Source organism: Chitinophaga sp. OAE865 (assembly GCF_040546735.1).
Lineage (GTDB): Bacteria > Bacteroidota > Bacteroidia > Chitinophagales > Chitinophagaceae > Chitinophaga > Chitinophaga polysaccharea_A.
Window position 1 is genome coordinate 1,543,779 of the sequence record NZ_JBEPOF010000001.1, and the last position, 15,387, is coordinate 1,559,165.

Consider the following 15,387-nt stretch of genomic DNA (forward strand, 5'->3'; position numbering starts at 1 on the left):
CAATAAATATAATAAGTTGTTATCCCCCATAACTTTTAGTTATCACTACTATTAATTGCGATCCCCTAATTTTGGTCTACCTGTAATATTTATAACCAACCACACCAACCACGAAGTTGCGCATTCCCGGAGGGATGAATTGAATGGAATTTTTACAACAATCTCAGTACCTGCCAGTATTGCTGATAGGGCTTATAGTAGGTTATTTGTCCGGTTTATTGGGAAAAGGGGGGAGTGCTATCAGTACGCCAGCTCTGCAGATCTTTGCCGGCGTAAACCCGTTTTTTGCCCTGGCATCGCCGTTGCCGGCCTCCATTACCAGCACATTATCCGCCACGGCGGTATATAGTAAGGAAAAGCTGTTTAACAAACGCGTGATCCTGCTGAGCGCGGCTTTCGGCGTTCCTGCCACTATTTCCGGATCATGGCTCAGCAGCTACCTGCCCGGTAAAATGCTGATGATCATGACAGCCCTGTTTATTATGATAACGGGTATGTCGCTCATGTATTCCTTTATGCGGAACAAGCCTCATGATGAAACAACGGTATCATCTGAGCAGGTACCTGCGGGTAAACTGCTGATAGCCGCATTGTTTATCGGTTTTTTATCGGGGTTACTGGCAAATGCCGGGGGAATATTGTTCAGCTCCTTTTTTATAAAGAAATTAAAAATGCCTATAAAGCAGGCGCTGGCCTGTGCGGTGGTTTTATCAGCTATTTTATCGGTACCAGGCGCCTTAACTCACTGGTGGCTGGGGCATATAGATTGGAATATCGCACTGCTGCTGTCACTTACGGCATTCCCTGCTTCTTACCTCGGAGCTAAAACAGCCGTGAAAATGAAAACTCCTGCCCTCGAAAAATTATTTGCACTTACCCTTATCGTATTCGGTGTATACGACATCTTCTTTACCATCATGAAATAATCAGGCGTGGGCTTTCATCTTATGGATGGCTTCCTGTTCATATGGAGGAAGTGTGCTCACTATAATCTCGTAGGCATTCTGCAGGAAGTTTTCCAGTTCAGTGGCTGGCAGCGCATCCTCCTGTTTCAGCTGTACCCAGTGATAACGCGCCAGGTGAGGGGCCGGCACAATACCAGGTCTGGAGATCAATTGATGGAACTGGTGCTGGCTGCACTTAAAAGATACACTGTGGGGCGGCTCCAGGGAAATCATGCAGAATAACTTTTCGCCTACATAAAAGCGCAATTCATTGTCCCACTTTTGTTCAGTGATGACAGCCGGAAGTGACCGGCACAGATCAAGGGTATGATCAAACATAGCAGCAGGTTTTAAAGAATAATTATTAGGGCCGTTTTTTTAGGACGACTTGTGTCAATAGTTTACAGGCACAGACTAACATATCAAAATATGAAGTATGTGTGGTTAACGTAAATCTAAGCTGTAAATAGTGAATGAAACTGCACTATAAAAATAGGGAATAAAAACCAATCGCGAATGTTAAAAAGATTTTCCTTCCGGCAGGGAATTCTTATACCTGCAACCATTGCGGTTTTGAGGAGAAAATGGATTTCTTTCTTAATCGAAATTTAATCCGGTATATAAAAGGGCTTCCGGCTTGTACAGCTGCCTTTTTGAGTGGCGGTACAAGCCGGAAGTGAAGCCAGGTAAGCTTTTTTATGGCTGAGCCGCCGCCCAGCGCGCCATTTTCTGCTCCAGTACGGATAGCGGCACACAGCCGTCTTTCAACAGCTCATCATGAAAAGAGGACAGGCTGAACCGGTTGCCAAGCGAGGCTGTATACTGGTTCCGTAACCCGCGTATCTTCAGCTCCCCTATCTTATAGGAAAGCGCCTGCCCGGGAATAGCCATATAGCGCTCAATTTCAGCAGTAGCTTCCTGCGTGGACACGGGCTCATTGTCCATCATGTATTTGATGGCCTGCTCACGGGTCCAGCCCTTGGTGTGCATACCAACATCCACGACTAAACGAATAGCACGGTGAATTTCATCCGTTAAACGTCCAAAGTACACGTATGGATCAGTATACAGTCCCAGCTCTTTTCCCAGGCTCTCACAATAGAGGGCATAACCTTCGCCATAGGCGCCAATCCAGGAAAACCGCCGGAACTTAGGCAGGGAGTCATTTTCCTGTTGCAGTGAAATCTGGAAATGGTGACCGGGAATGGCTTCATGTAAAAACAAGCATTCCATACCGGTGTAAGGAAAGCTGTTTGCATCCAGGATAGGTACGTAAAATACACCTGGCCGGGTACCATCGGCGCTGCCCTGCATATATTCGGCAGATGCGGAAGCAGCCCGGTAAGCTTCGGTTTGACGGATCTCGAATTTTGTTTTGGGAAGATGACCATACATTTTTTTTACACCAGGCATGATCTTGTTTTCAATAGCTTTGAAGGAGTCCAGGATGGCCGCGGGTGTTTTAAAGATGCGCAGCTTTTTATCGCTGCGTACCGATGCAAAAAAGGCCGGCAGATCGCCTTTGAAACCCGTGCTGTTCTTCACTTCTTCCATTTCTCCTCTTATCCGGGCCACTTCTTTTTCTCCCAGGGCAAAAATTTCTTCCGGGGAAAGACTGGTAGTGGTCCAGCTTTTTATCAGGAAGGCATAATAGGCCTTGCCGTCGGGGATATCCCCAATGCCGCTGCTGTTGCGGGCCTTAGGCAGGTATTCGTGCTGCATGAAGTCGCGCAGTTTGGCAAACGAAGGCAGTATATATGTTTCAATGGCCGTATTGTAATCCTTTGCCAGGCTGGCTTTGGCCGCAGCGTCCAGTGAGTCGGGTATGGTTTTCAGCGGAGCATAGAATACATTGCCGGCGGTATCCTTTTTAGCAAGAGCCGCTACCTGTGGTATTACTTTTACCACCAGGCTTTTGGGCAATACATAGCCGGTGGCCATCCCCCGGCGCATATTGGCAATGGCCGTATCGGTCCATACTGCAAAGCGCTCCATACGATGCATAAAGTTCTGGTAGTCCTTTACGGTTTTAAAGGGCTGGGCGGAGGAGCCGGAACCCAGTTGCGCCAGGGTAAGGGGCAGGCAGGTGAACTGCTGCACAGGCATCAGGTGGTCATGAAAGGTAAGCGCCTCCCGGTTGATGCTGAATTCGCGCTGGAGCATATCGTACGTAATGCGGTCGTTGCCGGAAAGTGCAGCGGTATCAATCCCTTTAATAGCCTGTTGATAGCTGGTATAAAAAGAATCGAGTTTTGCGCGGTAGCCTTCACTGATGTCTATAGGCAACTGGTCGTTATATTGATTTTCCCCATTCTGGGTGGCCTGTAATGGATTGAGGGCCATACTTTCGTTGTAATACCGTTCGGCCAGGTGGCGCAGGGAGTCCTGCATGGCTTGCGGATTACCATGATTTTCCGGTTGCTGGCAGGCCCCGGCCATCAGGGTGGCCCACAGGAAAAGAGCCCCTTTTTGTTGTAACATTTTCATATTAATGTGTTGTGAACAGGTAGTAATTTACCGTTTTATCCAAGAAAAAAAGCATTCCGAAGAATCGGAATGCTTATTTAGAACAGTGAACAATGAAAAAAAAGATAAAAAATATTATTTAAGATTTTTTATACGAATGCTTTTGAAAGAAACTTCATTACCATGATCCTGTAAAAGGATGTGCCCTTCGGGCAACAGGCCAAAGTTTTTCCAGTTTTTATACTTGCTGATGGCCACCAGATCCTTGAAGGCCTGGGAGCCCCGCTCATATTCCAATACTTTAAATCCATTTAACCAGTGCTCAACGTGGTTATTTGGATACACAATAATACGACCTTTGTTCCATTCTCCAATAGGGTTGATGGCACGTTTTTCCTGTTTTCTTGTCATGAGGTCGTAAAGACTTGCCAAAGTACGGTTTCCGTCGCGTCCCAACTTGGCATCCGGGTGCCTTTCATCGTCCAGTACCTGGTACTCCAGCCCGATGGCCGACTTGCCGCCTGTCTCGTAGGCCTCGCTTACAAAGTATTTTACCCCGCTATTGGCGCCAGGCGTGAGCTTGAAGGAAAATTCCAGTTCAAAGGCACTGTATTGTTTTTCCGTAATGATATCGCCACCACTGCCTTCTTCATCTCCTGTAGAATGACCAATGGTAAGCACGCCATTCTGCATGGTCCAGCCGGCAGTAGGGAAGTTCTTTTTATACACACCCCTCCAGCCTTTGCTGGTTTTTCCGTCCCATAACAGCTGGTAGCCGTTTTTCTTTTCCTGGCCGGAAATAGTGTTATCCACATTGTTTACAACGTAAATATTGTCGTAGGGCGTATACTGGGAAGCTGCCGGATTTTCTATCAGGCGGATATTTTTCCAGTAGATATTTTTGTTTTCATCTGCCGCGTTTTTACCGATGCTGTGCACCTGTAAAGCAATGAAACCCTTTGGCAGCGCAGTGTCTACCAGGTGGGCGGCAGGCACTCCGTTTACCCAGGTACGCATTTCGTTGCCCCGGCATTCAATGCGGTATTTGTTCCAGCCGTCTTTTTTGAAGGCGTTCTGCCCTGCAGGATTCAGTTCCATAGGATATTGCCAGCCCCTGCGGCCTTCTTCATAAATACCACCGCTCCATTTACGGTCGGAGGGATCAATCTCCATCTGGTAGCCAAACACACGGCCATTCTGGTAATCCGCCCGGCTTTGGCTGCGGAACTGGATGCCAGAGTTGAACTCCTTACCCAGCTTGAATTCCAGCTCCAGGATAAAGTCGCCATACTCCTTGTCTGTAGCCAGGAAAGAGTTTGGCGTGTTCTGTACCGTGGTGCCCACGATTTCGCCGTTCTGCACATTATATTTTGCTTCTCCCCCCAGTTGTTTCCAGCCTTTCAGATCTTTACCGTTGAAAAGTTGCTGCCACTGGGCTTTCTGGGCGAAAAGGCCACCATACATACACAGTAGGGAGCCACATAAAAGGATCGTCTTTTTCATAACTAAAACGGAATAAGGTGACCAAAATAAACAATGAAAATGATTTTTACAACCGATTGCAAAAGATTAATCTTATTTTTTATTTTTTATGAACATGATAATCTGATCAATACGAGGTTTGACAGAATTATAATTAAAAATATTTCTGCAAACGATTGCAGCAATGTAAAAATATCTTATTTTGTTTCCCAATAGTCCACGTAGCGAAAACCAAAATCGTCAGGCCAATACTCTTTATCTACAATCATTATAAACTACGTTATGAAAAAAATTTTTTCACGTCTAACTTGTATAATAGCATGTTTGCTATTTTATCAACTCATCCAGGCACAAAGCAACCCGGTTACCGTAGAAGGTAATGTGCTGGACGCTCAGAAGCAACCACTGGTTGGTGTAACAGTGGCCATCAAAGGGAAAAATTCAGGTACCCAGTCGGATGGTAACGGGCATTTCCGCCTTAAAGTTGCAGATGCTGCCAATGCAACGCTCGTATTTACCTACATCGGATACACCACCTATGAAGAAGCTGTAAAAGGTCGTGCAATCGTTTCCGTAACTCTGCAGGAAGACAGGAAAAAACTGGAGGAAATAGTAGTAGTAGGATACGGTTCACAGAAGAAAAAAGATGTGACCGGGTCTATCTCCTCGGTGGGTACCAAAGCCATCCAGGATGTGCCGGTTACCAACCCCCAGCAGGCGCTACAGGGCCGTGCTCCAGGGGTGGAAGTACTTAATAACAGCAGCAAGCCCGGCGATGAGCCCACTGTGCGTATCCGCGGCAGCCGCTCTCTCAGGGCCGGCAACGATCCGCTCTACGTGGTAGACGGTATTCCTTACGCTGGTACCCTCAGCGATATCGGCACAGGAGTAATACAATCGATGGATATTTTGAAAGACGCCTCTGCAACAGCCATTTATGGTTCCAGGGGCGCCAACGGCGTAGTGCTCATTACCACCCAGAAAGGTAAGGAAGGAAAACCCGTGGTTTCCTACAGCGGCTCCTATGGTTATGTACAGCAGCTCGGTGAAACAGACATGATGGATGCCTCCCGCTTCATCGAAATGCGCCGCGAAGCCAACCGTACCATCGGCAAATACGATGATGCCAACCCCGATGCTTCCGACAAGAAAATTTTTAATGCCGTTGAATACGCCAATATCAAGAAAGGCACAAACGTGGATTGGCAGGACCTGATGATCTCTCCGGGATATCAGACAAACCATGGCCTCAGCGTAGCCGGCGGTACAGAAAGAACAAAATACACCGTGGGACTTGGCTACTTCAAAGACCAGGGCGTACTGAAACTGCAGGATTATGAGCGTTATAATTTCAATATAGGCATCGACCAGATGATCGGCAACCGCGTTCGTGTGGGAGCCACCCTGTTGGGCGCTTACAGCGAACGTAACGGCGAGACCTATAACGGTATCGATAATGCCCTGAAAATGCTGCCCATTGCCGCTCCTTACGATGATAACGGGAAACTGATCACTTATCCCACTGGCGACAGCCAGCAGCCTAACCCGTTACTGGATTATGTGCCTGGTAACCGCATTGAATTAATGAAACGCTTCCGCATCTTTACCAGCCTTTTTGCAGAAGTAGAGATCATAGACGGTCTGAAGTACCGCCTCAATGTAGGCCCGGATGTTCAGAATTACAACTATGGCCTTTTTCAGGGTAAAAACAATACCAACCTGCTGATCGGCGGCGGCGATGCTACGGCCTCCAAAGGGAACGCCGCTACCATGGCGTATACCATCGAAAACATCGTTACCTATAACAAGGAGATCAGGAAACATAACATAGGCTTCACCGGTTTATACAGCGTTCAGCGCCAGAACGTGGATATTTCTACTACCAACGTGAGAGGTATCCCTGTAGAAAGCCAGCAATATTATAACCTGGGCCAGTCGCTTAATGTAACAGGCGTAACCAGCAGTCTCAGCTCCTGGACCATCCTTTCCTATATGGGCCGTTTGAACTATGGATATGACGACCGTTACCTCCTTACCCTCACTCTACGTGCAGATGGATCTTCCAGGTTTGCACCCGGAAAGAAATGGGGTTACTTCCCTTCCGTTGCAGCAGCATGGAATATGGTAAATGAAAAATGGCTGAAAGGGCAAAAAGTACTGGATAACCTGAAGTTGCGCGCCAGCTTTGGGCGTATTGGTAACACCGGTATTAATCCCTACGCCACCCAGGGTAACCTGAGCAGGATCCCGTATTCCTTTGGCAACAAAGGTGTGCTGGGTTTTGTTCCCCTGGATCTGCGTAATCCCAATCTCACCTGGGAGTCTACCACTTCTACCGATATCGGCCTCGATTTCGGGTTCCTGAACGGCCGTATCACCGGTGTGGTGGAATGGTATAATCAACGCACCACCGACCTGCTCATGCCACAATCGCTTCCTTTCAGCAACGGGTTCAACGAAGTGCTGATGAACCTCGGTACTTCCCAGAACCGCGGTTTTGAATTTGGTCTTGGGGCTACCATCATCGACAATCCCAATGGATTCAGCTGGAAAATGGATGCTAACCTGTTCCTCAACCGGTCCAAGATCCTTTCGCTCGGCGATGGCAGAACAGCCGATATAGGCAATGCCTGGTTTGTTGGCCAGCCTACCTATGTGTACTATGATTTCAAGAAGATCGGCATATGGCAGGATAAAGATGCCGCACTGGCTAAACTGTACAATGTGAAGCCAGGTGAAATCAGGTTGGAAGATGTAAACAAGGATACGCTTATTGATGCCAAAAACGACCGGCAGATCCTGGGTTCACCTCAGCCTAAATGGTCGGCAGGCACCACTCAGCGCTTCTCCTACAAAGGATTTGAATTATCGATCGTAGCCTTCGCACGCATCGGAAGCATGATCAAAAGTGATTTCTACCAGAACTATAACACGCTGTTTGGCCGATATAACAACCTGAACATCGACTATAATACGCCAGCCAATCCAACCAACGATTTCCCGCGGCCCAATGCCAACCAGGAAAGACCGAGCAATTACCAGTCGCTCAGCTATTTCGACGGCTCGTTCTTTAAGATCAGGAACATTACACTGAGCTACGCCTTTTCAGACGCACTCGTGAAAAGCATGCACATGCAGGATTTTCGGGTGAATGTTGGGGTAAAGAACCCAATGATCCTGGCGCCTTACCGTCAAACCTGGAAAGGAGTTGACCCGGAAGACGTAAATGTGATCGGCATTGATGCCCCTGCCACCTGGATGCTGCAGTTCGGAATAAATGCCAAATTTTAAATCAACCATCTTTAAAAGAAAACGTTATGAGAAATATAATTCCTGTCATCATACTGCTGGCCCTTGCCGCCAGTTCCTGCAATAAAATGCTGGATGAAAAGATAATTACCAACGTAACAGATGATTTCTATAATACCAAGGCGGGTTTTCAGACGGCCGTAAATGGTTCCTATGTGTCTATGCGCAACTTCTACAGTACCGAACGCGGTATGACGCTCACCGAAACAGGCACAGATATCATCACCAATGGTTCTGATGGTAACTATAAATTCACCAGTCAGTATACTTCACAGCTGGATTCCCGCTACGATCATGTAAGGGAAGTGTGGAACAGTTTCTATCAAACCATCAACACCTGTAATGTGGCAATTGACAGGGCAGATAAGATCACCGACCTCGATGAAGCCACGAAGAAAAAGGGCGTGGCAGAAGCGAAGTTCTGCAGGGCACATTATCATTTTGTGCTGATGGAGATGTTTGGTGATATACCGTTACGCATGAAGGAGAACACAGAAATTATAAGAGAGGCGTACCGCGACTCGGTGTCTGCCGTTTATGATGCTGTGATCAGCGATCTGCAGGCCGCTGCCGCTGATTTACCCACCACACAGGCTGAATGGGGACGTGCTACCAAGCCAGCTGCAGAGCACTTGCTGTCGAGAGTATACCTGACCCGTGCTTCCTCTCCCCAGGCAAAGCCCGGCGATTATGCCAATGCCGCCAAATATGCCGATATGGTGATTAAGAACTATGGCTTTAAATTGCTGGCTGATGTTGGACAGGTATGGGCGCAGGGTAAAGAAAACAATGACGAAACCATCTGGGCGGCGCAGTATACTACCGATCCGCTGTATGGTTATCCCGATAACAATGCCTGCCGCTTTTTCCTGATGCAGTACGATGTGCTGAAAGGAATGAAGCGCGATTTGCCCAACGGTACGCCCTGGAAGCGTTTCAGACCTACAAAGTTCCTGCTGGATACGCTGTATAAAGACAGGGTTCACGATGTGCGTTATGAGAAATTTTATACCGTGCTGTGGAGAACCAATGCTCCCATCGATAACCTGAAAATGGGAGATACGGCAGTGTACCTCCCGGGTTATGATGTATCCGACGCCGTGATTGCCAGTAAGCCTTACATGCTGGTGCCACCAAGATTATACACAGAAAAACTGTATCCTTCCCTGAATAAATTTGCAGATGCCCTTCGTCCGGATAACCAGGCCTCCGGCGTAAGGCCCTTTATTGCTATGCGCCTGGCAGAAGCTTACCTGATAGAAGCAGAAGCGCTGATGATGGATGGCAAAAAACAGGAGGCTGCCGATCTCGTAAATGTGATCCGCTGGAGAGCTGCACGCATTGGCGCTACCCCGGCTGAAACACAGGCTAACCGTGATGCCATGACTGTATCAGCCGCCGATATGAATATCGATTTTATCCTGGATGAAAGAGGCCGTGAGCTTGTAGGCGAACAAATGCGCTGGTTTGACCTTACCCGCACTCATAAGCTGGTGGAAAGGGTAAAGCTGCATAACGAAGATGCCCGTAACAATATCAGGTTAACACATATGCTGCGTCCTATTCCACAGGATCAGATAGACAGATCAGTGAACGAATTCCGGCAGAACCCGGGCTACTAATCGTTTTCCTTTAAAAAAATGCAACGGAGATCATACCCATGGTCTCCGTTGCATTTTTTGCTAAATGCTAAATGCTTATCTTCAGTAAGCCTTTTTTAACACAATAAAACCCTCTTTCTATGGCACAGAAAAAGATATTATTACTGACAGGAGATTATGCAGAAGATTATGAAACAATGGTTCCGTTCCAGATGCTGCAGATGATTGGGCATGAAGTACACGCGGTTTGTCCCGATAAGGCAGCCGGTGAAAAAATTAAAACGGCGATCCACGATTTTGAAGGCGACCAGACCTATAGTGAAAAACCGGGACACGGCTTTGTGTTGAATGCTTCCTTCAATGATGTGGCCGGTGCTGATTATGATGCACTGGTGATAGCCGGTGGCCGGGCTCCGGAGTACCTGCGCCTGAACAAAAATGTGCTGGAACTGGTAAGGCATTTTTTCCTGGAAGATAAACCGGTGGCAGCTGTGTGTCATGGAATCCAGATCCTGACGGCAGCCGATGTGGTACGCGGGAAGAAACTCACGGCCTACCCCGCAGTGGCTCCTGAGGTTACTGCATCCGGAGGCACTTATGTATCTGTGAATGTGTACGAAGCGGTAGTGGATGGAAAGCTGGTAACAGCACCTGCATGGCCGGCTCATCCGCAATGGATCGCGGCATTCCTGCAGGTACTGGGAACCAGTATCACACTATAATTTTCCTGATGTATAAATAGCTGATTAAAAAGTAAATAAAGAAAATTTAAATTATCTTTCAGCGGATTTTCAAATTAAACTGCCATTGCTTACCTTTGCAGCCAAATTCAGGAGGCTATCCCTGCATTGGTCATTGATAATTTGTAATTCGTAATTGATTTTTATATATGTCCGGACAGCTTAAAGAAGTTCGTAACCGAATCAAGTCTATTCAATCTGGTCAGCAGATCACTAAAGCCATGAAAATGGTAAGTGCTGCTAAATTAAGACGTGCCCAGGACGCTATCATGCTGATGCGCCCTTACGCCGTGAAGCTCCAGGAAATGCTGCAGAACATCGTTTCCAACAGCGAAGGCAATATTGACACGCCACTGGCAGCACAGCGCCAGGTTGAAAAGGTATTGATTGTGGTCATTACTTCAGACAGGGGTTTGTGCGGAGCCTTCAACTCCAACCTGATCAAAACAGCAAAACGCGTGATCCGCGAAAAGTATGCGGAGCAGTTTGAACAGGGCCAGGTTGAAATCTTACCAATTGGTAAAAAAGGATATGATCATTTTGTACAGAACGGTTATAAAGTAAATGACAGGTTCTGGCAGCTTTTTGGCAATCTTACTTTTGATCATGTGAAAGAAGCGGCTGCCGTAGCCCTGCAGGGTTTTATAAACGGTACCTACGATGCTGTTGAAATTGTTTACAGCGAATTCAAAAATGCCGCTACCCAGATATTTGTAACAGAACAGTTCCTGCCGATTGCAAAAGTGGAAAGTACAGATAAAGGTGGTCTGAAAGCAGACTACATCTTTGAACCGGAAAAAGATACCCTGATCGCTGAACTGATGCCTAAAATACTGAACACCCAGTTCTTCAAAGCCATCCTGGATTCCCATGCTTCTGAGCACGGCGCCCGTATGACTGCGATGGATAAGGCTACGGAAAACGCCAGCGAATTGCTCCGTTCCCTGAAGATCTCTTACAACCGTGCCCGTCAGGCGGCCATCACCACCGAGCTGACAGAAATCGTGAGCGGTGCTGCGGCATTGGCGAACTAAGCTGTTGAAGGGTTTATTAACACTAAGTCAACAACTGAATTAATATTTTCAGATTAGGGTCAAAGACTGTATTTTCGGTCTTTGACCTTTTTTGTAAATCCACATCTCCTGTTTAACGTATGGAAATATCACAGATCATCCCGCACGTGGAAGCATTAATTTTTGCGGCCGACAGGCCGTTACCTTTGCTGGAAATAGTGGATCTGCTCAACAATGCGCTGGCTTTCCTGGAAGACCGCACCAACCTGGACCAGGTGGAAGCCGCTATGGAAGCCATCAGGGAAAAATACAGCTCTGAATTTTATGCTTTCGAAGTGCGCAACAGCGGGGGAGGCTACCAGTTCCTCACCAAAAAAGATTATTACCAGACAGTAGCCCAGCTCAACGGGGATAAGTTCCTGAAGCGCCTTTCTACTGCTGCCCTGGAAACCCTTGCTATTATCGCTTACCGGCAGCCGATTTCCAAAGGTGAAATTGAATATATCCGTGGGGTGAGCACCGATTATTCTATCCAGAAGCTTCTGGAAAAAGAACTGATCGTGATCACCGGCCGTAGCGAAGATCAGCCCGGAAAGCCTTTGCTGTATGCCGTTTCCCGCTCTTTTATGGACTATTTCGGGATCAGTTCCGTAGCAGACCTGCCCAAACTGAAAGAATTATTTGATGAGGAAATGGTGCAGCCTACGCTCATCAACGATGATACCGCCACCTTAGGACGAGGGGAACATGGTACTCATACCGCCGAAACTGCCCATTCGCTGATGGTATCGGAAGATGGGGAGCTCCTGGATCCCGATCGTCAGCTGGAACAGCTCACATCGCCTGATGCAGAAGAGGAACCACCGGCTTCGGAGGATGAAGAAGTGGAACCGGACGATGAGATTGTTCGCTTTGATGATATTATTGAAGAGGTGAATGAAGAATTGGGGGAGGAAAGCGAAACCAGCCTGGCAGAAACAGATGAGGCAGATGAAGATAGTGAAGATGAAGACCCTTATGCCGTAAAAGATACAGCTTCCCGTGCCAATGATGAAGAAAGCGAAGACCCGGATGGTATTGTTGAAGATATCATCTCCGGAAAAGAAGAAAAAGAAACAGAAGAAGTAGCAGAACAGGAAGAAGAAGAAGAAGAAGAAGAAGAAAAAGAACAGGAGGAAGAGGAGGATAGTGATGAGGAGGAACCTGACAGCACAATGGAAGATGCCATTTTAGGAGAAAAATTACTGGAAATAAGCGGGCCGGGCATAGAGTATGATGATGAGGAGGAAGAGGAAGATGATGAAGATGAGGATGATGACGACTACGATGACGAAGATGAAGACGAAGACGAAGAAGACGATGATGATGAAAACGACAAGAATTCCGGAAAATAAAAGCAATTCCAAATAAAAATAGCGGCTCAAAGGGCCGCTATTTTATTAAAAAAATCATTGTAATCATTGTAATCCTGAGTCAGACAACCTCCGCGGCTATTACCCGCGCAAAAAGCCCACTCAGCAGCTTATCGGCCTTACCCGCTACGGCAATAATTTCTTCTATGGAAACAGGGTGCAGGTTATCGGGATCGCATTCGTCTGTTACCACTGAAACGGCTGCACAGGGTAATTGCAGTTGGTTGGCCACAATTACTTCCGGTACGGTGCTCATGCCTACCAGGTCTGCGCCAATCATGCGGAGAAAGCGGTATTCCGCCCTTGTTTCCAGGTTGGGTCCCATAACGGAAACGTATATACCTTTTTTTAACGTGGTACCCATTGAAGCAGCAGCGCTTTGCAGTTTACTGCCCAGTTCCGGGTTGTAAGGGCGGCTCATATCCGGGAAGCGGGGACCATAGGCAGGTGCGTTGAGGCCACGGAGGGGATTTTCCGGCTGCATATTGATATGATCATCCAGCAGTACCAGGTCGCCTTTTTTAAAATCGGGGTTCATACCGCCGGCGGCATTGCTGAGCAGCAGCTGTTGGATGCCCATTGCTTTCATGACGCGTACGGGGAAAGTGATCTGTTGCATCGTATAGCCTTCATAGTAATGAAAGCGGCCCTGCATAGCTATTACCGGTGTATTATCAATATGTCCGAGGATCAGGTGACCTTTATGCGATTCCACGGTGGATTCCGGGAAATGGGGGATCTGTTGGTAGGGAATGGAATGCGCTATTTTGATATGATTTACCAGTTCCCCCAGGCCGGTGCCTAATACTACGCCAATGCGCGGCTGTTCAAAGGAAAAGGATTGCAGATAGGTGGTAGCCGCAGCTATTTGTTGCAGTAACAGGTCCATACGTTTGTTGAATTTGCTGCAAATTAATTCCCTTTGCGCGCAATCAGGTAAAACAGTGGTGGAAAATATCGTTTAAACCATAGCAGGATCTTTTCTTCCCGGGCAATCAGCACTATTTTTTTTCGTGTATGCATGGCCTTTAGGATCTTCCGGGCGCAGAGGTCAGCAGGAATACCGTTTGCCTGGCCGGGGTCCATTTGGCCGTAAGGTTCACCGTTGGCGGTAATAGCGGAATAGGTGATAGGAGTGTGGATGCGTCCGGGGCAAACGATGGTAGTATATAAGCCGGGGATGGGTTGTTCTGTTTGCAGTGTTTCGAAATAGCCCTGTAATGCGTGTTTGGCGGCATTGTAGCCGGAGCGCCAGGGATATCCCATAAGTCCGGCCATACTGCTGATCACGATGATCTGTCCGCTGCCTGTTTGCCTGAAATATGGCAACAGGGCTTTAGTGAGCATTACGGCGCCGAAGAAGTTCACTTCCATCAGCTGGCGGATGGCAGCTACGGAGGTATCTATCAGTTTGGAACGTTGTGTAACGCCGGCATTGTTAACAAGTACATCTATTTTCCCGAAAAACTGCAGGGCGCGTTGTGCGCCTTCATTTACCTGCGATTCGCTGGTAATGTCCATCAGGAGTATTTCGCAGTGAGGTGTATGCTCCAGGCATTGCCGGCGCACTGTTTCCAGGGCAGGCTGGTTCCGTGCGGCGAGGATCAGCCGGGCTTTTTCCTTTGCCAGCAAAAGCGCCAGCTCATGGCCTATACCCGAGCTGGCGCCTGTGATCAGTATTACTTTATCTGTAAAGTGCATTTAACCGGGTTACGATTTTAAAGGCACCAGTCTGATGTTTTTCCATCTTACCTTGATACCGCCACCGGAATGGATCTGCAGGGCTATCTGGCCGTTAGCTGCGCCAATCTTTTCATCTTTCAGGGTGATCATTTCGTGGCCATTGAGCCAGGTGGTCACATTATCGCCCTGTACACGCACTTTCATGGTGTTCCATTCTCCCATTTTCAGGTATTTTTCTTTTTCCTTGTCGGGTTGAATGAGCCATCCACGGCCATATGATTCGTAAATACCGCCGGTGTGCATATCAGGAGGGGCTACTTCTGCCTGCCAGCCGGTAATTTTGGTGCCTTCCAGTGAAGAGTGGAAGAATACGCCGCTATTGCCGTTGGCTTCCTGTTTGAATTGAACGGTTAGCTCAAAATCCTTGTACTGCCCATCGGTGGCCAGGTAGCCATATTCTTTATCCGGGCCGCTTTCGCATATCAGTTCGCCGTTTTCCACATACCATTTCTCTGTACCGTATACTTTCCAGCCATCGAGATTTTTACCATTGAATAAAGACTGTGCTTTTTGGGCAAAGGCACTGCCGGTTCCCAGTAACAGGGCGGCTCCAAGTAGACAATTGAAAAAGGTTTTTTTCATAACACTGCTAAAGTTTAGTGATTGTTCTGTAAAAAAAAGTCCCCCGGGTAAACCGGAGGACTCCAATATAAGTTCAAATTCCTGAATTATTAAAT

Annotated in this window: 12 protein-coding genes; 6 read left to right on the top strand and 6 right to left on the bottom strand. The window is 47.5% G+C overall.

Going from position 1 to position 15,387, the window contains the following annotated elements; translation table 11 throughout:
- Positions 1 to 143 precede the first annotated feature (143 nt).
- Positions 144 to 926, top strand: coding sequence for a sulfite exporter TauE/SafE family protein (locus ABIE50_RS06500; RefSeq protein ID WP_209866622.1), 783 nt, complete (start codon positions 144 to 146; stop codon positions 924 to 926).
- On the opposite strand, the gene ABIE50_RS06505 is transcribed toward ABIE50_RS06500, so the two are convergent.
- The 3 genes from ABIE50_RS06505 to ABIE50_RS06515 form a co-directional block, all read right to left on the bottom strand.
- The gene (locus ABIE50_RS06505) at positions 927 to 1,283 is read right to left on the bottom strand and encodes an MmcQ/YjbR family DNA-binding protein (protein ID WP_209866624.1); all 357 of its coding nucleotides are present in this window, start codon (positions 1,281 to 1,283) and stop codon (positions 927 to 929) included. It abuts the gene before it with no gap.
- Positions 1,284 to 1,640: 357 nt separating this feature from the next.
- Positions 1,641 to 3,431: a DUF885 domain-containing protein gene (locus ABIE50_RS06510; protein ID WP_354027898.1), complete on the bottom strand. Its 1,791-nt coding sequence runs from the start codon at positions 3,429 to 3,431 to the stop codon at positions 1,641 to 1,643.
- A gap of 114 nt (positions 3,432 to 3,545) precedes the next feature.
- On the bottom strand, positions 3,546 to 4,913 hold the full coding sequence (locus ABIE50_RS06515; RefSeq protein WP_142683931.1) for a 3-keto-disaccharide hydrolase: 1,368 nt from the start codon (positions 4,911 to 4,913) through the stop codon (positions 3,546 to 3,548).
- A gap of 303 nt (positions 4,914 to 5,216) precedes the next feature.
- Between ABIE50_RS06515 and ABIE50_RS06520 the strand changes: the two genes are divergently transcribed.
- From ABIE50_RS06520 to scpB, 5 genes are all read left to right on the top strand, one after another.
- On the top strand, positions 5,217 to 8,183 hold the full coding sequence (locus ABIE50_RS06520) for a SusC/RagA family TonB-linked outer membrane protein (RefSeq protein WP_209866626.1): 2,967 nt from the start codon (positions 5,217 to 5,219) through the stop codon (positions 8,181 to 8,183).
- A 26-nt stretch (positions 8,184 to 8,209) separates the two neighbouring features.
- Positions 8,210 to 9,823, top strand: coding sequence for a RagB/SusD family nutrient uptake outer membrane protein (locus ABIE50_RS06525; RefSeq protein WP_209866628.1), 1,614 nt, complete (start codon positions 8,210 to 8,212; stop codon positions 9,821 to 9,823).
- A gap of 119 nt (positions 9,824 to 9,942) precedes the next feature.
- A complete protein-coding gene (locus tag ABIE50_RS06530; RefSeq protein WP_142683928.1) occupies positions 9,943 to 10,524 on the top strand; it encodes a DJ-1/PfpI family protein in 582 nt (193 codons plus the stop codon).
- 167 nt (positions 10,525 to 10,691) lie between these two features.
- Complete coding sequence (atpG, locus tag ABIE50_RS06535; protein ID WP_209866630.1) at positions 10,692 to 11,576, top strand: ATP synthase F1 subunit gamma; 885 nt, start codon at positions 10,692 to 10,694, stop codon at positions 11,574 to 11,576.
- Between the two features lie 119 nt (positions 11,577 to 11,695).
- The gene (gene scpB / locus ABIE50_RS06540; RefSeq protein ID WP_209866632.1) at positions 11,696 to 12,949 is read left to right on the top strand and encodes an SMC-Scp complex subunit ScpB; all 1,254 of its coding nucleotides are present in this window, start codon (positions 11,696 to 11,698) and stop codon (positions 12,947 to 12,949) included.
- A gap of 79 nt (positions 12,950 to 13,028) precedes the next feature.
- Here the strand turns inward: scpB and ABIE50_RS06545 are convergent, their stop codons facing one another.
- Genes ABIE50_RS06545 through ABIE50_RS06555 form a run of 3 tightly spaced genes read right to left on the bottom strand, consistent with a single transcriptional unit; the run spans position 13,029 to position 15,292 of the window.
- A complete protein-coding gene (locus ABIE50_RS06545; RefSeq protein ID WP_209866633.1) occupies positions 13,029 to 13,856 on the bottom strand; it encodes a purine-nucleoside phosphorylase in 828 nt (275 codons plus the stop codon).
- Between the two features lie 23 nt (positions 13,857 to 13,879).
- A complete protein-coding gene (locus ABIE50_RS06550) occupies positions 13,880 to 14,668 on the bottom strand; it encodes an SDR family oxidoreductase (protein ID WP_209866635.1) in 789 nt (262 codons plus the stop codon).
- Between the two features lie 9 nt (positions 14,669 to 14,677).
- Complete coding sequence (locus ABIE50_RS06555) at positions 14,678 to 15,292, bottom strand: 3-keto-disaccharide hydrolase (RefSeq protein WP_142683923.1); 615 nt, start codon at positions 15,290 to 15,292, stop codon at positions 14,678 to 14,680.
- Between the last annotated feature and the right edge of the window lie 95 nt (positions 15,293 to 15,387).

What these genes read in the sequence shown, in the direction of transcription:
- ABIE50_RS06500 (WP_209866622.1), top strand. Translation starts at nt 144, where the DNA reads ATGGAATTTTTACAACAATCTCAGTACCTGCCAGTATTGCTGATAGGG.
- ABIE50_RS06505 (WP_209866624.1), bottom strand. Translation starts at nt 1,283, where the DNA reads ATGTTTGATCATACCCTTGATCTGTGCCGGTCACTTCCGGCTGTCATC.
- ABIE50_RS06510 (WP_354027898.1), bottom strand. Translation starts at nt 3,431, where the DNA reads ATGAAAATGTTACAACAAAAAGGGGCTCTTTTCCTGTGGGCCACCCTG.
- ABIE50_RS06515 (WP_142683931.1), bottom strand. Translation starts at nt 4,913, where the DNA reads ATGAAAAAGACGATCCTTTTATGTGGCTCCCTACTGTGTATGTATGGT.
- ABIE50_RS06525 (WP_209866628.1), top strand. Translation starts at nt 8,210, where the DNA reads ATGAGAAATATAATTCCTGTCATCATACTGCTGGCCCTTGCCGCCAGT.
- ABIE50_RS06530 (WP_142683928.1), top strand. Translation starts at nt 9,943, where the DNA reads ATGGCACAGAAAAAGATATTATTACTGACAGGAGATTATGCAGAAGAT.
- atpG (WP_209866630.1), top strand. Translation starts at nt 10,692, where the DNA reads ATGTCCGGACAGCTTAAAGAAGTTCGTAACCGAATCAAGTCTATTCAA.
- scpB (WP_209866632.1), top strand. Translation starts at nt 11,696, where the DNA reads ATGGAAATATCACAGATCATCCCGCACGTGGAAGCATTAATTTTTGCG.
- ABIE50_RS06545 (WP_209866633.1), bottom strand. Translation starts at nt 13,856, where the DNA reads ATGGACCTGTTACTGCAACAAATAGCTGCGGCTACCACCTATCTGCAA.
- ABIE50_RS06550 (WP_209866635.1), bottom strand. Translation starts at nt 14,668, where the DNA reads ATGCACTTTACAGATAAAGTAATACTGATCACAGGCGCCAGCTCGGGT.
- ABIE50_RS06555 (WP_142683923.1), bottom strand. Translation starts at nt 15,292, where the DNA reads ATGAAAAAAACCTTTTTCAATTGTCTACTTGGAGCCGCCCTGTTACTG.